At 39.6% G+C, this 19,688-nt stretch carries 15 protein-coding genes; 7 read left to right on the top strand and 8 right to left on the bottom strand.

The genetic code is table 11. From position 1 onward, the window contains the following. Positions 1-65 precede the first annotated feature (65 nt). The 3 genes from J536_RS19095 to J536_RS19085 all read left to right on the top strand — a co-directional run bounded on the left by J536_RS19095 (position 66) and on the right by J536_RS19085 (position 4,688). Positions 66-1,751, top strand: a complete 1,686-nt coding sequence (locus J536_RS19095; protein WP_000354039.1) for a T6SS phospholipase effector Tle1-like catalytic domain-containing protein — start codon at positions 66-68, stop codon at positions 1,749-1,751. A 191-nt stretch (positions 1,752-1,942) separates the two neighbouring features. Further along, positions 1,943-2,650, top strand: coding sequence for a YoaK family protein (locus J536_RS19090; protein ID WP_001115353.1), 708 nt, complete (start codon positions 1,943-1,945; stop codon positions 2,648-2,650). 124 nt (positions 2,651-2,774) lie between these two features. Then, the gene (locus J536_RS19085) at positions 2,775-4,688 is read left to right on the top strand and encodes an esterase/lipase family protein (protein ID WP_032063625.1); all 1,914 of its coding nucleotides are present in this window, start codon (positions 2,775-2,777) and stop codon (positions 4,686-4,688) included. 55 nt (positions 4,689-4,743) lie between these two features. Here J536_RS19085 and J536_RS19080 read toward each other — a convergent pair whose 3' ends face one another. The 7 genes from J536_RS19080 to betI form a co-directional block, all read right to left on the bottom strand. Next, entirely contained in the window at positions 4,744-6,078 is a 1,335-nt protein-coding gene (locus tag J536_RS19080) for a basic amino acid/polyamine antiporter (RefSeq protein ID WP_032004190.1), read from the bottom strand. A gap of 5 nt (positions 6,079-6,083) precedes the next feature. Beyond that, the gene (locus J536_RS19075; protein WP_000696108.1) at positions 6,084-6,962 is read right to left on the bottom strand and encodes a homocysteine S-methyltransferase family protein; all 879 of its coding nucleotides are present in this window, start codon (positions 6,960-6,962) and stop codon (positions 6,084-6,086) included. 216 nt (positions 6,963-7,178) lie between these two features. Further along, entirely contained in the window at positions 7,179-7,649 is a 471-nt protein-coding gene (locus J536_RS0104675) for a hypothetical protein (RefSeq protein ID WP_031947238.1), read from the bottom strand. A 91-nt stretch (positions 7,650-7,740) separates the two neighbouring features. Next, on the bottom strand, positions 7,741-9,381 hold the full coding sequence (mqo, locus tag J536_RS19070) for a malate dehydrogenase (quinone) (RefSeq protein WP_017399033.1): 1,641 nt from the start codon (positions 9,379-9,381) through the stop codon (positions 7,741-7,743). 510 nt (positions 9,382-9,891) lie between these two features. Next, the gene (gene betA, locus J536_RS19065) at positions 9,892-11,550 is read right to left on the bottom strand and encodes a choline dehydrogenase (protein WP_032063620.1); all 1,659 of its coding nucleotides are present in this window, start codon (positions 11,548-11,550) and stop codon (positions 9,892-9,894) included. A 95-nt stretch (positions 11,551-11,645) separates the two neighbouring features. Further along, positions 11,646-13,118 carry a betaine-aldehyde dehydrogenase gene (betB, locus tag J536_RS19060; RefSeq protein WP_032056879.1) on the bottom strand — a complete coding sequence of 491 codons (1,473 nt, stop codon included), beginning with the start codon at positions 13,116-13,118 and terminating at the stop codon, positions 11,646-11,648. After that, positions 13,111-13,734, bottom strand: a complete 624-nt coding sequence (gene betI, locus J536_RS19055) for a transcriptional regulator BetI (RefSeq protein WP_005070763.1) — start codon at positions 13,732-13,734, stop codon at positions 13,111-13,113. Before betI ends, betB begins: the two co-directional genes overlap by 8 nt. Positions 13,735-13,998: 264 nt before the next feature. Between betI and J536_RS19050 the strand changes: the two genes are divergently transcribed. From J536_RS19050 to J536_RS19035, 4 genes are all read left to right on the top strand, one after another. Further along, entirely contained in the window at positions 13,999-15,621 is a 1,623-nt protein-coding gene (locus J536_RS19050) for a BCCT family transporter (protein WP_032063619.1), read from the top strand. 120 nt (positions 15,622-15,741) lie between these two features. Further along, complete coding sequence (locus J536_RS19045) at positions 15,742-17,808, top strand: choline transporter (RefSeq protein ID WP_032063618.1); 2,067 nt, start codon at positions 15,742-15,744, stop codon at positions 17,806-17,808. Between the two features lie 11 nt (positions 17,809-17,819). Continuing rightward, positions 17,820-18,434, top strand: a complete 615-nt coding sequence (locus J536_RS19040; protein WP_002117499.1) for a MarC family protein — start codon at positions 17,820-17,822, stop codon at positions 18,432-18,434. A gap of 250 nt (positions 18,435-18,684) precedes the next feature. Then, positions 18,685-19,200, top strand: coding sequence for an acyl-CoA thioesterase (locus tag J536_RS19035; protein ID WP_005070756.1), 516 nt, complete (start codon positions 18,685-18,687; stop codon positions 19,198-19,200). Between the two features lie 127 nt (positions 19,201-19,327). Here the strand turns inward: J536_RS19035 and J536_RS19030 are convergent, their stop codons facing one another. Beyond that, positions 19,328-19,528, bottom strand: a complete 201-nt coding sequence (locus J536_RS19030; protein ID WP_000761577.1) for a hypothetical protein — start codon at positions 19,526-19,528, stop codon at positions 19,328-19,330. Between the last annotated feature and the right edge of the window lie 160 nt (positions 19,529-19,688).

The following is a 19,688-nucleotide window of genomic DNA, read 5'->3' as shown; positions in this document are numbered from 1 at the left end:
AAAAAGGTCTCGATTGGCGGACTGACATTTGGGAAAAAAATCATAAAAACTAAAGAGATTATGTCATGGATATAAATTTAAAAAGAGTACAGGTATTAAATAGTGATATTTCAAACGATGAGCCATCATGCAAACAAGATTGTAGCGATGTAGTTAATATTTCGGTATTTTTTGATGGTACTGGTAATAATAAAAAAGAGGATGAAGATACCAAAAGGTGGTCAAATCCTGCTCGATTGTGGAGAAATGCTCAAGGATTAAGAGAAAAGGAAATGGCTGATAAAAACAAGCAAATATCGCCAAATTACGCTATCTATATTTCTGGTGTTGGAACAAGATTTAATGCTGAGTTAAATATCTTTCAAAGGGCTATTTCGTGGGTACAAGATAACCTTGGTTTAGGTGCTGGTGCTGGGTTGGGAGGTGCAAGACGTTTAGATTATGGTGAAGACCAGTTAAATGATGCTTTAAAACAAATCCTGATTTTTAATGCACAAAAGGTTGAAAAAGACATTAAAAAATATGTAAGTGAAAAAAAGGAGTACAGCTTTGCTGAAGTCGATAAAAGTTTAAAAGAACATCGATTAATTAAGAAAATTAATATTTCTGTGTTCGGTTTTTCACGGGGCGCTGCACTTGCCCGTGCATTTACAAATCAGTTTATGTGGCAATGTCAATCAGACTGTGATGGGCTGACGTATGGTCAAGGTAAGTATCCGATTGAATTTAAGTTTTTAGGAATTTTTGATACGGTTGCTTCATTTGGCTTGCCTGCCACAAATTTAAGTAATAGCTTACCTTTTTTAGAACGTGATTTGGTTGTAGATGAGCGGGTTCAAAACTGTTCACATTATATCGCTGGTAATGAACTGCGCTTTGCTTTCCCTGTTGATGTTATTCATAAAGACAATAAGTTAGCTAACAGTAATTGGAAAGAAGTGGTATATCCCGGAGTACATTCTGACGTTGGTGGTGGTTATGAACCAGGTAGCCAAGGAGTAAATGACAATTTTGCCCGAATTCCGTTAAAACATATGCTAGAGGATGCCTTACAAGCAGGTGTCAAAATGTATAGCTATGATGAGTTGAAATTAAAACATTCCGAAATTTTTGAGCAGTTTGAAATTCAACCAGATTCTCAAAAATATTATGATGCAGTAAAAGCCGCTATACCAAGCCAAGGAAGTATTCAAGATCAGATTAAAGGTTGTATGAAAATTTACTACGGTGCCTACGGTACGATTGCACGTGCTGGAAATGAACTTTCTGTTAGTCAGCGTGTACGTCAGGAAAATAAATATCGTGAACTTATACCAGTTGGCCCATCCGATATGGCAACTGAAATGCAAAGATTAATGAAACTAAAAGAAGCAACCGCTTCGAAAAAAGATGGTTTTAATATTTTTAGAGTTTTTTCACCGGTTTCAACTGCCTATGAATATATGATTGGTGTAGAAGATTGGCAATTTGAGAGTTGGAATACAAATGTCAGTGATGATATTAAAAAATTCTATTTAAATTATGTTCATGACTCTAAATATGGCTTTTTAAGTAATGTAGAACCATTTAGTTATTTCCGTCAGAGAAAAGTTTATGAGTCACGTCGTAGCGCCAGTGGTGAAGGGTGGGATAAAAAAGCTGCTGAACAGAAAGTAACTTGTAGTGTCCCTAAACAAGAAATACCGCAAAAGCAGTTTATTGATGCTTATGAACAAGCTCAACTAACAGAGAACTTTTTAAATGCATCTTAGTGATGCATTTAAAATCCCTTATCTTTAAAAATAAAAAGTCCAATTGCATTGTATCTTTTTTAAATACACTCTGTCTTAAAATGAACAGCTAGGTTTTTACATTAAGATCTGTTGTTATTAATGAATGGAATTTATATTAAATTTCTGACAAAAATTTTCTAATTAAAAACCAATATTTGATAGGAAAGGTAATGCCAGAGACTTCAATTCAACAAGAAACACAAAGTACGTGGGCAATATGTCGAGATCCTGTTTTATTGACTATGGTGGGCGGGGCAATTGATACCATTGGCTTTATTGCGTTATTTGGTTTTTTTACTGCTCATGTGACGGGCAACTTGGTATTGGCCGGGGCTGCGTTGGTGAAGGGTGGTGCCGGTTTATGGATTAAACTTGCGGCTATTCCATTGTTTATTGTGACGGTGGTGATTACCAAACTTTTAATTGACCGTAGTCAGACCAAACACAAAACGCTGTCTTATTTATTTTTATTTGAAGCTATTTTTCTCTTTGCTTTTATGGCTGCTGGGCTTTACTTTGAGCCATTTAAAAATGCCGATTCGATTACGGTTGCAATCACAGGTGGCCTCGGTTTAATTGCTTTGGCGATTCGTAATACATCAAGCAAAACCCTCATTAAAAATATTAGCCCAAGTACTATGATGACAGGCAACACTACCCAGCTTGGTATTGATATTGCTAACTTGCTTAAAAACAATAATGCCGCCAATCGGGCAAGTTTGCTTAAAAGTGCCAGTATTGTCATTGGCTTTGTGATTGGTGCTTTGATGGGGGCGGTACTTTATGTCTATTTTGACTTTTGGAGCGTAGCGCCATTTATTTTACCCATACTCTATTTTTCTTATTTGGCTTCCCAGCAGAAGTTTAAACAAGCTTAATAAAATAGACGTTCAAATTTTATTTTCTAAATAAAGTCCAATCCAAGCTGAGCCGAAATTGTTCAGGCACAGCTTTACAGGCATAATGATGAGTGGGGAAATACATTCGATAAAGGAATGCACAATGACAAAATCCGGCCATTATTTAGTGCTTACAATAATGGGACTGCTGAGCGGTTGTCAGGTCATTCATTTAAAAGAAAGTAACTTAAGCAGTGCTTTAAAAAGTAAAAATGAAAGCATTTTGACCGACAATACTTTAAGTCATCAAACCCAAAACTTGCTGTATTTGGTCAAAGAAGATGAAAAAACTTGCCTACAAAATTTTGATGATTGTTTAAATAAGGTTCAGAGCCTGTCCGAAAATAGCAGCAGAGAAGAGCGCTATGCTGCGCTGAGTGAAATTTACTTGGCAAAAGCTTTAGATGTCGGGCGTAGTAGCCAGTGTCATGTTATTAATAAAAATAACAGTTGTGTTGAGCAAGAGCTGGCGTTGTTTGATAAAAGCTTGCGCTATAGCTATGTCTATTTGTTTGATTCTGAAGAGTCACCTTTTGATCGGGTATTTGACCATCGACAAAATCAGGTACGTATTTTTTATAACGTCGCCTTGTCGAAGCTCATGACCACGTATTTTAATCATTTAAATACGCTTCATTTCCCACCTTTACTAAAAGCAGATGGGCATGAGTACCACGTTAACTTTGATCATGCTGTAGATGTACAGCATATTGAAGTCGATACCTTTCGCTCTAGCTATAACATGAACTTTTCAGGGTTTAATACCGTCAACCGTAAGGATGGTTTAGGTGCGGAGTTTATTGTGGGACGTAAGGAGCATGATGTAAATCATGGTTTTATTTTAGATCCCGATGCTTTTTATGCTCACCAGAGTAATCCCAACATTCATTTACCACGCTTCTTTCCAGTGACGGCTATTGCCTACCCAAAACAAAAGGCCACAGCCGATCAGGTCATTGCTGGGGCAGAGTTAGAAATTGCCATGTTTGACCCATACCGACAGGACCGCGTAAAAGTTGAAGGTGTGGATTATCCACTCACTGCTAACTATTCGGCTCCTTATGGGCTGTGGCTATCGAAATATAATTTAGGTGCGGCAGGTTATTGGTCTTTAATTAATAAAGAAGCCAATTTGATCATGCCGCATTTATATATGCTTGAGCCCTTTAACCCGAATAAGAAAATTATTGTGTTTGTTCATGGTTTGGCAAGTAGCCCAGAGGCGTGGGTGAGTCTAACCAATGACATTATGGGCGATGCTGAATTAAGGAAAAACTATCAGGTTTGGCAGGTGTTTTATTCAACCAATATGCCGATTTTTGAAAGTCGTTTTCAGATTTATTCATTGTTGAATCAGGCTTTTCAAAACATTGCTAAAGACAGCTATGCGGCACATGATGCAGTGTTGGTCGGACATAGTATGGGGGGAGTAATTAGCCGTTTACTGGTGAGTAATGCCGATGTTTCGGAGCAAGCCATACAAAAAATGAATGAAGCACAGCTAAACCGTTTAAAAGAAAATCCGGTAATTCGTGAGCGTTTTCAGTTCAAGGCTTTGCCATATTTTAATCGAGTTGTTTTTGTTTCGGCACCGCATCATGGTACAGACTACGCTGACCGATGGTTTACCCAAATTGCCCGCCGTATCATTCGTTTGCCCGCTGATTTTTTTATTGCAGTTGAAATGAGAGACGAGAAAAATACAAAACTCAGAAAAGGATTAATTGAAAATGGGGCAAGTAATTTAAGTCGCTCTTCTAACTTTATGCAGTTGACTCAAGCTATTCAACCATCGCCACAAGTGGTCTATCACTCGATTATGGGCAATATTAACGGGACAACAGATAAGTTAAAAAGCAGTGATGGAATTGTGCCGTATCAAAGTTCGCATTTAGGTGGGGAGCAGTCGGAGTTGATCATTAAAGGTGGACATTCGATTCAAACTAGCCCTGAGGCAATTTTAGAGTTACGCCGTATTTTACGATTGCATTTAAAGCAGTCGCAGCCTTCAAAATAGAAATTTTTGTTTTTAGAAAACCACTGCTGAACTAGGTCAACAGTGGTTGAAATAATTAATTTAACTGATTTTGTTTGAGCGATTTTTTATGCTCAAAGTAGCTGATTGAAAAAATAACCAAGCCGACCAAATACAACACACCAGACAACAGCAGTAAGTCTAAACCTGCTGCATAGAGTAACCAAAGCGCATAGATTGAAGCGACACTTGCAATCGCAATATGCGGCATACGTTTATGGCGAATGGATTCTTTAAGGTAAAAAGCTGACACCAGAAAATAAGGCAGCAAAATCATGACTGATGAAATCAATAAAAGTTGAGTGTAATTTTTATTGAAAAAATACACAGCAATTAAAGACCCTTGTACCACAAGCGTCGTCAACCAAAGTGATGAAATCGGTACATTATTTTGATTATTCTTTAAAAATAATTTCGGGAAAGCACCATTTTTTGCAGCTAAAAATGGAATTTCAGTGGCAAATAAGGTCCAACTTAAGTAAGAGGATGCAACCGAAATAATCAACCCGATGGTAATAATGATTGTACCCGGCAAGCCGATCAGTTGCTGTAAAATGGTCGCCATAGATGGGTTATGCATGCCTGCAAGCGCTTCACGACTTGCCACACCATAAGCCAATACTGTCACCATCACGTAAAAACTTAATGCTAGCAAAACACCTAAAATAGTTGCTTTACCAATATCATGACGTTTTTTTGCACGCGATGATAAAACTACAGCACCTTCAATACCGGTAAATACCCAAAGGGTAATCAACATCAGGTCTTTCACTTGCTGCCAAAGTGGAACTTGCAAAGAAAAGTCATGTAAGTTGAGTTTGAATAGATCAAACTTAAAGGCAATGAAGGTAAAGAAGATGAAAACCACCATTGGAATAATTTTGGCAATGGTTGCCAGTAAATTCACAATCGCCGCTTCTTTAATGCCTCGACTCACTAACCAGTGTACCAGCCATACAAAAATGCTTGAGCCAATCAGTGAATAGAGTGTATTACCTTCACCAAAAATAATATGGTCTTTGCTGTCGGTAAACATGCCGACGCCTGAAAAGGCAATCACCACATAACCCACAATACCAATGGTAGTACACAACCAATAACCCCACGCCGAGCAAAACCCGATCAGGTCTCCAAAGCCTTCGCGTGCATAGTTATAAATACCGCCGTCAAGGTCTGGTCGTTGACGCGTTAAATGTAACAATGAGAGGGCCAAGAAAATAATACCGACCCCAGTAATGAGCCATGCGACTAGAAGGGCAGAACCATTGGCAACCTGAGCCATATTTTGGGGGAGGCTAAAGACGCCTGACCCCACCATAGAACTAAAGACCAGCGCTGTAAGAGACAATAATCCGATTTTGGCAGCAGACATGGTATTTATTCTTTAAAAAATTGTGAAAGTTCAGCAATGTGTTCTGGCCCGATACCGCAGCAACCACCCACTAAACTTGCACCTGCTTGCTGCCATTGTTTAGCAAAACCTAGATAAGCTGGAGCGTCTAAGTCTTTACGAATTTCATCCAGACCATCGTTGGCAGTAGCGCTTTCATCTTGCGGTGGGAACGCGTTGGCATAAGCACCAATCTGTACCGACTCTGGAATGAGTCCTTTAATTTCATTAATCGCTTGCAAGATCACTTCAGGTTGGCAGCAGTTAAACAACACTGCTTTGGCATTGGATTGTTTGATGAAATCAGCCACTTGTTGCATATTTTCGCCTGAACGAAGTAATGCTTGTTCTTGTTTAATTTCATCTTGCAGCGTAAATGACACCCAATAGTCCTTACCATCTTGTGGCAATAACGCGTGTACTGTTTCAACTTCTTTTAAGCAAGATTGGGTTTCAGCGAGCCAAAAATCAACTTCTGGTGCCAATGTGTTAATGATTGGCTCAGCAAGGTTTTTAGCCTGTTCCGGTTGGAACAAGTCGGCGCGGTAAGAACCAAATAACGGCGGTAAGCAGCCTGCAATTTTGACATTTTTGCCGCTTTCTTTAACTGCATTTTTTGCTTGTTCGATGGCAACTTTAATTAAACGCACGCCGTCAGTTTCAAAGCGTTCTTGGCCAATGTGAAATGGTACAACCGCGTAGTTATTGGTGGTAATGACTTCTGCACCAGCGTTGATAAAGTCGAGGTGAACTTCTTTTACTGTTTCTGGTGCTTCAATAAGTGCAAGCGCAGACCATTCTGGTTGACGAAATGGAGCGCCACGACGAGCCAATTCACGGCCTAAACCGCCATCTAAAATTTTCATAAATTACAACATAACGGGAGAAAAATAATTCAGTTAATCTAGCGTGTAGACGAGCCGTGTTCAATCGCGAATATGCTCGATATATTTCTAAATAAATGAGATGGTTATGAATATTTTTTCTTAAAAGGAATTCTGTAGATGATGTTCAGTTTTACTGATGAACTTCATGTGAAAAAGAACACGTATTCATTTGAAAATATAGAATAAAAAATGATCTTACAAAGCACCATATTGTTGCCAGCTTTCACCTGTATGCTGTGTTTTATAATAGGCTTGAAGTTGTTTAAGCTGTGAAAAATGTATACCTGACCACACCAATAAACTAATAAATATTAAAACTTTAGATAAGCTACGAATTTTACTTACGTGAGTAAAAGCCAACAAAACAAAAAACAGGGCAGGTAAAAAGATAAAGAACTGAATAGCGGAGAAAAATAGATGAGCTGTGCTGAAATATAACGCGACTGCGCTCATGAGCACATTTAAAGCAGCACAGAGTTTTTGATATTTACCGAGCTTAAATACATAAGCCGTTATGGCAAATAACACGGCTGAGCTGACGTAAATGGCTGTACCGCCAATCATCCACATATAAAACCCGCTTAACAAAAGATAAGCCAGTAGCAAAACAAGTACGAGCTTAAAGCAAAATGATAAGAGGCGAGGTGATGAGTTTAAAGGCGTCATAGCGAATCTAAATATCTCAACTGAGGTCTTAAAAAACAAAAGGACGAATCGAAATTCATCCTTTTGATATTTTAGTTATACATCGTCAAACTTAGTTTGCTTTTGCAACTGGGGCAGCAGCAGTTTCATCGTTTGCAGCTTTGAACGGAGATGTATAGTTCAAGCCAAGTGTAGAACTTGTGTACTGACGAACTTTGTCGAGTAACACAGGATCTTTGCTTAAGTCTTGTTTATAAGACACTACAATTTCATGAAGCTTCTGGTTCCACTTACCTTCAGTTTGCTGAGGGAAAGCTTTTTCAAGCAAGTTAAGCATGATGTATGGAGAAGTCGAAGCACCCGGAGACGCACCTAACAATGCAGTTACAGCACCATCTTTAGACGCAAAGATTTCTGTACCGAATTGAAGTGTTGCAGGTTTGCCTGGTTCTTTTTTGATGATCTGAACACGTTGACCACCTTGGCTTAAACGCCAGTCTTCAGCTTTCGCATCTGGGTAGTATTTACGAAGTTCATTTAGACGGTCTTCATCTGACATCATGACTTGGCTGACCAAGTATTTAACAAGATCAAGGTTTTCCAAGCCAACAGTCGTCATTGGTAAAACGTTGTTTTTATTGGTAGATGCAAGTAAATCAAGCTGAGAACCATTTTTCAGGAACTTGTTTGAATAGGTTGCAAATGGGCCAAACAATACATATTTTTTACCGTCGATATAACGTGTATCAATATGTGGTACAGACATTGGAGGCGCACCAAGTTCAGCACGGCCATATACTTTCGCTGTATGTTGAGACGTAATTGCTGGGTTATCAGTAATTAAGAACTCACCACCAACAGGGAAGCCAGCATATTGTTTCGCTTCTGGTAAACCAGTAAGTTGCAATAATTTAACTGCTGCACCACCTGCACCGATAAATACAAAACGTGTTTTAACGTGATCTGTTTTACCAGTTTTCAAATTTTTGAAAGACACAGTCCAAGTTTTGTCATCATTTTGGCTGATGCCAGTCACTTCAGTTGATGTCTGTAATTTGAAATTCGGGTTTTGATTTAAATGACCCACTAATTGTTTAGTGATTGAACCATAGTTCACGTCAGAGCCAACATCCATACGGGTTGCTGCAACTTTTTGACTAGGGTCTCGGTCATTCATCACTAAAGGTGCCCATTGTTTAATCACAGCTGGGTCTTCAGTAAATTTCATACCTTTGAACAACGGGCTTTGGATCATGGCAGCATAACGTTTTTCTAAGAATTGAACGTTATCGCCCCAAACGAAAGCAATGTGCGGAACTGGATTAATGAATGATTTTGGTTCAGCTAAAACGCCTTGTTTTACCTGATATGACCAGAACTGTTTAGCAACTTCAAATTGAGAAGCAACTTTTTCAGCTTTGGCAATTTCCATCTTACCGTTTTTCTCTTCGGTATAGTTCATTTCCATAAAGCCAGAGTGGCCTGTTCCGGCATTGTTAAAGCCGTTTGAACTTTCTTGAGCAACTTGGTCAAGACGCTCAAACATACGAATTTGCCAGTTTGGTTCAAGCTCAGTGAAATAAGTACCGAGAGTGGCACTCATGATGCCGCCGCCAACAAGAACAGCATCAACAACTGGCTCATCTTTTGCAGTTTCAACTTGTTTTGACGTTGTTGGTCTAAACAAGAATGCAATACCTGCAATTAGAATAAGAATGATTAATACCAGAAGGTATTTCAAAAACTTTTTCATGTAAGGGGGACCTTAAAATAAGTTATTTGAGTCACTTAAGGTGTGAGGAAACCTAGACAGCGTATCCAGACAAAACGGATATAAATGCGAAAGTAAATTCTCAAAATTAGAGAACTTCGAAAAAAATAAAAATTACTTGGGATTATCGCAAACACTCTATATTTTAGACTAATTTTGCATTGACAAGACAATTTTTATAATAAATGGGGTTCATCAAAATCATAAATATGATTTATATTTAATCAAATTGAGCTTTAAAAAGATAATTTAAGCTAATTATTTTTATTTAAATATTTGAAATTAAATTAATAATTTTAATTTGATTAAAGTTAAATCATTTGAAGAATATTTGCCTATAAAAATCGATTAATTTTTATCTCGTACCCTATTTATGTAAATAAGCTCTTCGTAGACGCTTATTTTCTGTCATACATGGTTCTTATTAATATTGGTTCTATAAAGATTAAATTAAGGGCATATTTCTGCATAAGAAATATGCCCTTTCAGATTTTATGATGCTACATAGAACGGTGCAGTTGAACGTGGTAATGCTTCGCGTCCACGAATTTGGTCTGCAATTTTCTCGGCAATCATAATAGTAGTTGCGTTTAAGTTACCGGTAATAATGAGCGGCATGATAGAGGCATCGACAACACGTAAACCACGCATACCGTGTACACGACCTTGACCATCTACAACAGCCATTTCATCTTCACCCATCTTACAGCTACAAGACGGATGGTAAGCTGTTTCTGCATGGTTACGAACAAAGTCGTCAAGCTCTGCATCGGTTTGCAAATGTTTGCCCGGACTAATTTCTTCACCACGATATGGATCAAGTGCGGGTTGCTGCATGATTTCACGAGTGATTCGGATTGCATCACGGAACTCACGCCAGTCTTGTTCGGTCGACATGTAGTTAAACAAGATACTTGGATGCTCAAACGGATCTTTTGATTTAAGTTTGATTCGACCACGTGAAGGCGAACGCATTGAACCGACGTGAGCTTGGAAACCATGTTCTTTCACTGCATTACTACCGTTGTAGTTAATGGCAACCGGCAAGAAATGGTATTGGATGTTTGGCCACGTAAACTCATCCGAACTACGGATAAATCCGCCTGCTTCAAACTGGTTACTTGCACCAATGCCTGTACCGTTAAATAACCACTCGGCACCAATTGCAGGTTGGTTATACCATTTCAAGGCAGGGTATAAAGAAACAGGTTGCTTACATTTATATTGTAAGTACATTTCTAGATGGTCTTGCAGGTTTTCACCTACACCCGGCAAATCATGAACCACATCAATGTCCATTGATTTTAAGAAGGTACTTCGACCCACACCCGAGCGCTGTAAAATTTGTGGTGACGCAATTGCACCTGCGCAAAGTAATACTTCGCGTTTAACCAAGGCTCGTTGTAAGTTGTTTTGGTCAGCACCAATAATGTATTCAACACCAATCGCTTGCTTTTGATTAAACAAGATTTTATTGGTTGTAGCATGGGTCAAGATAGTGAGGTTTGGACGACCTTTTGCCATATCTAAATAACCGCGTGCAGTGCTTGAGCGACGACCTTTAGGGGTTACCGTACGGTCCATTGGACCAAAGCCTTCTTGTTGGTAACCGTTTAAGTCATCAGTACGCGGGTAACCTGCCTGTACACCTGCTTCAACCATGGCATGGAACAGTACATTGTTGCCATTTTTAGGTGTAGCAACGGATACTGGACCGCTATCACCATGATAGTCGTTGCCACCAATATCACGAGTTTCGGCTTTTTTATAGTAAGGTAAACAGTCAGCATAAGACCAGTTTTCAAGGCCTTTATGAGTTGACCATTGCTCTAAATCCATTGCGTTACCGCGGATATAGCACATGCCGTTAATTAAAGATGAACCACCTAAACCTTTACCACGACCACATTCCATACGACGGTTATTCATGTGTGGCTCAGGGTCGGTTAAGTAAGCCCAGTTATAGCGACGGCCTTGAAGAGGGTAGGCCAAAGCTGCCGGCATTTGTGTACGGAAATCCAAGCGATAATCTGGTCCACCCGCTTCTAAGAGTAAAACAGTGGTATCTTTGTCTTCAGTAAGACGCGCAGCGAGTACATTTCCGGCAGATCCTGCGCCAATAATAATGTAATCATATTCTTTAATATTCATAATTATCCTTTTTTTACTAACAGTTTGCCTGAGCAATCTATAAAGACTGCTCGGCATATGTGATTTAGGTTGAAGTGTTTAAAGCGATGGAGGCATTAAAAAATGCTTTGATAATCGCCAAGTTCAACTTGAATAGATTTGATACGAGTATAGTGCCCAAGCGTAGTTAAGCCATTTTCGCGGCCTACACCAGATTGTTTATAGCCACCGACTGGCATCTCGGCAGGCGATTCGCCCCAAGTGTTAATCCAGCAAATACCAGCTTCAATTTGGTGAATAATGCGATGAGCACGGCTGATGTCTTGAGTAACAACGCCAGCAGCTAAACCAAAGGTGGTGTCGTTAGCACGACGGATGACTTCTTCTTCGGTTTCATAGCTTAAAATGCTCATAACCGGTCCAAAAATTTCTTCTTGAACAATAGCCATCTGGTCAGTGCAGTCGCTAAATACTGTCGGTAGTACATAAGCGCCTTTGGCAAGTCCGCCTTCTGTTGCGCGGCCACCGCCAATTAACACTTTAGCGCCTTGTTGTTTGCCTGACTCAATGAAAGACAAAACTTTTTCCATGTGAGGGAAGCTAGTGAGTGGACCGAAGTTGGTGTCTTCAGCCATTGGGTCGCCAATGCGAATACGTTTTACACGCTCTACAACGGCTTTTTCAAAGTCGGCTAAAAGTGATTTTGGAACAAATACGCGTGTACCGTTGGTACATACCTGACCTGAGCTAAAGAAGTTCGCCATGACTGCAATATCTGCGGCACGATTAAGGTCGGCATCTTCACAAATAATGAGTGGAGATTTACCACCAAGTTCCATAGTCACTTCTTTTAGCGTAGAGCCAGCAGCGCTTGCCATAACTTTTTTGCCAGTTTCCACACCACCAGTAAATGAGATTTTTTCAATCACAGGATGTTCAGTGAGCCACTGACCGATTTCACGGCCAGCACCTTGCACCACGTTAAATACGCCGTCTGGAACGCCTGCTTCTGTATAGATTTCTGCAAGTTTAAATGCAGTGAGTGGAGTGGTTTCACTTGGTTTGAAAATCATGGCATTACCCGCAGCAAGGGCAGGGGCAGATTTCCATAAAGCAATTTGAATTGGATAGTTCCAAGCACCAATACCAGCAACTACACCTAACGGTTCACGGCGTGTATAAAAGAAACTTGATTCGCGAAGTGGAACTTGTTCGCCTTGAATAGCTGTTGCAAGTCCTGCGTAGTATTCGAGTACATCTGCGCCAGTCACAATATCGACTGTAGATGTTTCGCTAAAAGCTTTACCTGTGTCGAGTGTTTCAAGACGGGCAAGCTCATCATTACGTTCACGAAGAATGTCGACAGCACGACGTAAAATACGAGAACGCTCCATGGCAGTCATGGCAGCCCAGATTTTTTGTCCTTGTTGGGCACTTTGTACAGCAGCTTCAATATCTTGTTCAGAAGCTTGTTGAAGAGTCGCGATTGTCTCGCCGTTGGCAGGGTTAATACTATTAAATGTTTTTCCACTGGTTGCGTTAACGTAGCGTCCGTGGATATACAGTTGATGAACTTGTGCATCACTCATTTTGTCTCTCCTGCAAAGGCTTGTTCGCAAATTGCAATTGCGTTTGTACATAATCGTAAGCAATGGAACGAGCAAGGTTGCTGTCAAATTCGTTATGACGGCTTAAACTGCCTCGTAACCATAATCCATCAATCAATGCTGCCAAACCTCTAGCGGCAACACTGGCCTGTTGTTCATCCATTAACTTAAGAAAATAAAATTTCAAGTTGGAGTACAGGCGTTGATCATTAATCTTTTGTAAGCGGCTTAAGTCTGGTACATGCATACTTGCTGACCAAAAGTCCAACCAGACCCGCATTGCTTTTTCATTGACCTGACTAATGTCAAAGTTAGAGTCGATAATGGCCTTAATCTGGCTCTCTGGATGCGAATCTGCTTCTGCTCTGTACTGTTCGGTTTTACGACGCAGAACATTTAACATTTCTTGCATACAGGTATTTATCAACCCTTGTTTGTCGCCAAAATAATGGCTAACAATGCCGGTCGACAGCTCGGCTTTTTTTGCAATTTGTGCAATGGTGGTATTAGATAACCCCACTTCATAAATTACGTCGAGTGCAGCGTTCATGATTTCTTCACGTCGCACATGTTCTGGTTTTACTCTGCGTTTTGTCATGGTTGTCCACATCAGCACTTTTAGTGGTGCTTAAAATTCAACATGTTAACTTGCAGAGCATCATAGCACTTTTTTATCATACTTGTTATTGATTGAACGTTCAATCAATAACAAGTATGATATGTAAAAATCAATGAATTTTTGAACAAGCTTCTAAAAATAAAGAGGTGAAATCAAAGGTTCTTAAGGATAGGATGATGCGCATAAGTACATTACTTATCACGTTATTTTGAGAAAAATACACCGATTGCAAGGAGCAATAAGATGGTGTTGAAAAGTGATGGATATTCTTCAGACCATATTCGGTTAAATCGTTTCGTATTTTGGAGTTCAGCAATCAGTATCGGTATTTTTGGCCTACTTTTTGTGCTGTTTCCAGAAAAAAGTCAGTTTTGGCTGACCTATGTACAAGAGCAAGTAAATCACTTTTTTGGGTGGTATTACATGCTGGTTATTGTGCTGTGTCTGGGTTTTGTTGGTTGGCTCGCTTTTTCAAAAGTAGGGCAGATTCCTTTAGGAAAAGATGACGACAAACCAGAGTTTAGTTATTTAGCTTGGACTTCAATGCTGTTTTCGGCAGGGATTGGTATTGCGCTACTTTATTATGGTGTGGCCGAACCTGTTGACCATTTTTTAAGACCGCCAGAAGGTGAGGCAGGAACGATTCAGGCAGCCCGTAATGCGATGACTTATAGCTTTTTGCATTGGGGGATTCATGGCTGGGTGCTCTATGCATTGCTCGGAGTTACTTTAGGTTATTTTGCTTTCAGACAAAACTTGCCATTAGCACTGCGTTCAGCGCTTTACCCAATTTTTGGAGAGCGAGTGCTTGGCTTGGTGGGTGATTTTGTCGATGGCTTTGGAATTTTAGCGACAGTTATTTCCTTAGTCACCAACTTGGGAATTGGAGCATTAGTACTCGTATCGGGCATTTGTTATTTACTGCCGCAAATTCCAGATAACTCTGCGACCTTAATTACTGCCGTGCTCATCATGATGTTCGTTGCGACGATTACGACAGTGGTGGGTATTGAAAAAGGCTTGGCATGGTTGTCGCGTATTAATTTACGTCTGCTGTATGCCTTACTTTTATTTGTATTTTTAACAGGTCCGACCAACCATTTATTAAATGGTCTTGTGCAAAATACAGGCGATTACCTCAATAATTTTATTGGTAAAAGTTTTGATATGTATTTATACAATCAAAAAGCCAGTGGCTGGTTGGGTTCGTGGACTGTATTTTATTGGGCTTGGTGGATTGCTTGGGCGCCTTTTGTCGGTATGTTTATTGCCCGCATTTCAAAAGGACGTACCATTCGTGAAGTAGTATTAGGTGTATGCCTGATTCCACTCGGCTTTACACTGGCTTGGATTTCGGTTTTTGGAAACACTGCAATTTATTTAATCTTGCAGCAAAAACAGAAAGTATTAGGTGATATGGTCTTAACTGATCCAGCATTATCTTTATTTAAATTACTCGAATATCTGCCGTTTAATCCTTACGTTGCCGGTATTGTTGTTGTAATTTGTTTCGTTTTATTTTTGACACCAGTTGGCTCTGGTACACTAATGATCGCTAATTTGTCCTCAAAAGGGGGCACCAATGATAGTGATTCACCGATCTGGTTACGCGTCTTTTGGTCTGTGGTAATTACCATTGTAAGTATTGGCTTGCTTTTAGCCGGTAGTTTTAACTCCATGCAAAGTGCTGTGGTGTTATGTGGTTTACCATTTTCAGTCATTATTTTGCTCTATATGTTTGGTTTAGCCAAAGCGTTAAAGCAAGATGATTTTGACCCTCAATTAGTGAAAAAACAGTTAGCTGTTTCAAAAGACATTTCAGTCCCATCGAACTGTGGACAGAATAAAGTGACCGAGGTTTTATAACCTCAATCGATCACATCTATATATTATTTTTTGCGTTTAAAGTCGTCTTTTCATTGTTTTAAATAAGAGTGAAAAGACGAAATTAAATATTTTGTTTTTATTTTATTCCTTGAGGATTGTATGGCAACAGATAATCCAAGAGCAGTTGATGATTTAACATTATCTAAATCTAAAAAAGACCCGCTCAACCGTGTGGTTTTTTATTTTTCAGCTGTACTTATTTTAATTTTTTCTCTCGTCACGTTTTTGTTCAACGATTTTGCAAATCGAGTCATGAATGCCGTGCTTCAGTGGGTGACTTCAACCTTTGGTTGGTATTATCTGCTTGCCGCAACACTATATATGGCCTTTGTGATTTTTATTGCCTGCTCAAGATATGGCAGTATCAAATTAGGACCTAAGCATTCAAAGCCTGAGTTTAGTTTACTCAGTTGGTCTGCCATGCTGTTCTCGGCGGGTATTGGTATCGACCTCATGTTCTTCTCGGTCGCTGAACCACTATCTCATTACATGCAACCTCCGGTCGGAGCAGGGCAAACCTATGAAGCAGCACGCCAAAGTATGGTTTGGACATTGTTTCACTATGGTTTAACTGGCTGGTGTATGTATGCCTTGATTGGTATGTCATTGGGATATTTTAGCTATCGTTATAATTTGCCGCTTACCATTCGTTCTGCACTTTATCCAATCTTTGGACAAAGAATTAATGGGGCAATTGGGCATAGTGTTGATACAGCTGCCGTGATCGGGACAATTTTTGGTATTGCGACGACCTGCGGGATTGGAGTAGTACAGCTAAATTATGGCTTACATGTGTTATTGGGGTTACCAGAAAATATCTGGATGCAATTTATCCTGATTGCTGTTGCAGTGGGTATTAGTATTATTTCAGTGACATCCGGGGTCAATAAAGGCCTGCGGATTTTATCTGAAATCAATATTTATGTTTCGGTCGGGTTATTGCTGTTTATTTTATTCTTGGGAAATACCGAGTTTTTACTCAATGCCCTTGTCCAAAATATTGGTGACTATTTAACTCGTTTCCCTGCTTTAGCATTACAAAGTTTTGCTTTTGAACAGCCTAAAGAATGGATGAGTAGTTGGACTTTCTTCTTCTGGGCGTGGTGGATTGCTTGGTCTCCATTTGTAGGACTCTTTCTGGCACGTATCTCAAGAGGGCGTACCATTCGTGAGTTTGTATGCGGTACCTTAATTATTCCACTTCTATTTACACTCACGTGGTTATCTATTTTTGGTAATAGCGCACTGCACAGTGTTATTTTTGAAGGCAACCAAACCTTAGCAGCAACGGTATTAGCAAATCCGGCTCATGGTTTTTATGACCTGTTAGCGCAATATCCGGGCTTTACCTTTATCGCTTCAATTGCCACCGTAACAGGGCTTTTGTTCTACGTGACTTCTGCCGATTCGGGAGCTCTGGTTTTAGGTAACTTCACGACTAAACTTACTAATATCGATAATGATGCTCCACGTTGGTTAAGCGTGTTTTGGGCAGTGGCGATTGGTTTACTCACGCTCGCCATGCTCATGACCAACGGCATTACTGCCTTGCAAAACGCAACTATTATTATGGGTTTGCCGTTTAGTTTTGTGATGTTTCTTGTGATGGCTGGGCTTTATAAGTCCCTCAGACTTGAAGATTACAGGCATGCTAGTCTCAGTATGAATGCAGCGCCAGTGGTAGGGAACGTTGATATTCTGAACTGGAAACAGCGTTTAACTCGAGTCATGCATCATCCGGGAACTACTGAAACACAGCGCATGCTAGATACGGTGTGTTTGCCAGCTGTTCAGGCTGTTGCTGATGAGTTGATTAAGCAGGGTATGAATGTGGACGTGCAGCAAACCCCGCTTGAAGATGAAGATACGCTTTACCATCTAGATCTCACTATCCATTTGGAAGAAGAGCAAAACTTTGTTTATCAGATCTGGCCTGTACGCTATAGCGCGCCGAACTTTAGCCAGCGTGTAAAACGAGGCAAACAGTTCTATTTCCGACTTGAAACCTATCTTTATGATGGCTCTCAAGATAACGATCTGGTCGGTTACAGTAAAGAACAGGTCATTAACGATATTTTAGATAAATATGAAAGACATATGACGTTCTTACATATTAATCGTATTAGTCCCGGGAATCGTCCATTGTTCCCAGATCCACAAGCTTAAGAGGAAAATGCATGGCTTCTCCTTATCTACATTCTTTTGCTTTATTTTTCTCTTTGCTCAATCCATTTCTAATGAGCATCTACATGATTGGCCTGATCCGCCATTCAGAAGCTAAGGTGTTTAATAAAGCACTGATTCAGGGAAGTTTGATTGCTTTTGTCGTGTTCATGCTATTTGCATGGGGCGGCGAAACAATTTTTAGTAAATATCTGAATGTACGTTTTGAAGCCTTTCAGATTTTTGGAGGCCTAATCTTTTTGGTGATTGGCTACCGCTATGTGTTTCAAGGTGCCGACACCATTGGAGAAATGCGTGGTGCTCCAGAACATCTGGCTGGCACCATTGCCATGCCGTTTATGATCGGCCCAGGGACTATTAGCGCTGCGGTAGTCACAGGGATTGAAATGTCAATTGGTGAGGCTGCGCTAGTAATTGCCTTCACCTTGTTTTTAACTTGCAGTATTTTGATTTTGATGAAATTTTCACATGATCATTTACGCTATAAACATGCCAAACATATTGACCGTTATTTTGATATTGTCGGGCGTTTATCCGCTTTATTAATTGGTACGATCGCCATTGATATGATTATTAATGGTGTAACAGGCGTCATTAATAAAGTTTAACAAGTCACTCATAAGAACCTGCTATGCCATTGAACATGGAATAAAATGGCATAGCATCTTCTAAAAAATTCTAAGATAAATAGAACAGTTTTAAAAAATAACTTTAAAAATAGTGCCTTAAAAAATTAAATTTTTAAAAACAATCAAAGATATTAAAAAATACGATGCTATGTTGTGGATTTAAGCATGTTTTTTTTGTGAATTATCAACCATAATGTTGACTGAGCTTGTTTTAAGACAGAGTTGAGCTATGCCTACATTAGATGAAATGACCACAGCAACTGATGATCAGTCTGAATTGACGATGTCAGTTTTGATGACGCCTGATATGGCAAATTTTTCAGGTAATGTTCATGGTGGTACGATTCTAAAACTACTAGACCAAGTCGCTTATGCTTGCGCAAGTCGTTATTCGGGTGGCTACGTGGTGACTTTATCTGTAGATAAAGTAAATTTTAAAGAACCTATTTATGTAGGTGAGTTGGTAACCTTCTTGGCAAGTGTGAACCATGTAGGTCGTACTTCAATGGAAGTCGGTATCCGTGTTGAAGCGCAAAATATCCAGAAGCGGACAGTGCGCCATACCAATAGCTGTTATTTCACGATGGTTGCTGTTGATGAACAGGGCAAGCCATGTGAAGTACCTCAATTAAATCTAAATACAGAATGGAAGCGTTGCCGCTTTGAAGCTGCTGAGCATCGTAAGGTTTTACGTCTTCAAGAAAATCACAACCCATCTTGTAGCATGTATAAGAAAACTTCTTAAAAAGATTGAATTAAAAAAGGATCGAACCGCAGCATGGTTCGATCCTTTTTCTTCTTTACCAAAATTCCGCGTCCATTTTTCATTTCAGTAAAATTATCTCTGAGCTTGGAGGAGAATGCTGAGAGAATTAACGAGTTGCAGGAGCAGCTTCAGAAGCAGAACCTACAGCATCAGATGCAGCATTTGCAGTGTTTGCTTGTTCTTGAGTTGAAACAACAACTTTTTCTTCACCAGCAGTGTTATGTGCTTGGTCGTGCTTAGAAGCAGCAAAAGTTGAAGCAGCAGTTAAAGCAAGTGTTGTAGCGAGTAAAGTTTTAGCTAATTTCATTTTATGGCATCCTTAAATTTCATTTAAAAATAAATTAAACCTAATCGTTCATACATACCTGAAACCTGTATGGCTGAATGACTAAGCTAGGACACATGCTAAGCCGAGGTTTGGATTACATCAATTAACTTAACAATCTATTACGGCTATCTTAACAATA

The organism is Acinetobacter sp. 809848, from assembly GCF_000581275.1.
GTDB lineage: Bacteria > Pseudomonadota > Gammaproteobacteria > Pseudomonadales > Moraxellaceae > Acinetobacter > Acinetobacter pittii.
The sequence above is the reverse complement of the archived record's forward strand: the minus strand, read 5'-3'. Positions and strand labels throughout refer to the sequence as shown.

What these genes read in the sequence shown, in the direction of transcription:
- mqo (WP_017399033.1), bottom strand. Translation starts at nt 9,381, where the DNA reads ATGAAAAAGTTTTTGAAATACCTTCTGGTATTAATCATTCTTATTCTA.
- betB (WP_032056879.1), bottom strand. Translation starts at nt 13,118, where the DNA reads ATGAGTGATGCACAAGTTCATCAACTGTATATCCACGGACGCTACGTT.
- betA (WP_032063620.1), bottom strand. Translation starts at nt 11,550, where the DNA reads ATGAATATTAAAGAATATGATTACATTATTATTGGCGCAGGATCTGCC.
- J536_RS19085 (WP_032063625.1), top strand. Translation starts at nt 2,775, where the DNA reads ATGACAAAATCCGGCCATTATTTAGTGCTTACAATAATGGGACTGCTG.
- J536_RS19080 (WP_032004190.1), bottom strand. Translation starts at nt 6,078, where the DNA reads ATGTCTGCTGCCAAAATCGGATTATTGTCTCTTACAGCGCTGGTCTTT.
- J536_RS19095 (WP_000354039.1), top strand. Translation starts at nt 66, where the DNA reads ATGGATATAAATTTAAAAAGAGTACAGGTATTAAATAGTGATATTTCA.
- J536_RS19050 (WP_032063619.1), top strand. Translation starts at nt 13,999, where the DNA reads ATGGTGTTGAAAAGTGATGGATATTCTTCAGACCATATTCGGTTAAAT.
- J536_RS19090 (WP_001115353.1), top strand. Translation starts at nt 1,943, where the DNA reads ATGCCAGAGACTTCAATTCAACAAGAAACACAAAGTACGTGGGCAATA.
- J536_RS19035 (WP_005070756.1), top strand. Translation starts at nt 18,685, where the DNA reads ATGCCTACATTAGATGAAATGACCACAGCAACTGATGATCAGTCTGAA.
- betI (WP_005070763.1), bottom strand. Translation starts at nt 13,734, where the DNA reads ATGACAAAACGCAGAGTAAAACCAGAACATGTGCGACGTGAAGAAATC.
- J536_RS0104675 (WP_031947238.1), bottom strand. Translation starts at nt 7,649, where the DNA reads ATGACGCCTTTAAACTCATCACCTCGCCTCTTATCATTTTGCTTTAAG.
- J536_RS19045 (WP_032063618.1), top strand. Translation starts at nt 15,742, where the DNA reads ATGGCAACAGATAATCCAAGAGCAGTTGATGATTTAACATTATCTAAA.
- J536_RS19040 (WP_002117499.1), top strand. Translation starts at nt 17,820, where the DNA reads ATGGCTTCTCCTTATCTACATTCTTTTGCTTTATTTTTCTCTTTGCTC.
- J536_RS19075 (WP_000696108.1), bottom strand. Translation starts at nt 6,962, where the DNA reads ATGAAAATTTTAGATGGCGGTTTAGGCCGTGAATTGGCTCGTCGTGGC.
- J536_RS19030 (WP_000761577.1), bottom strand. Translation starts at nt 19,528, where the DNA reads ATGAAATTAGCTAAAACTTTACTCGCTACAACACTTGCTTTAACTGCT.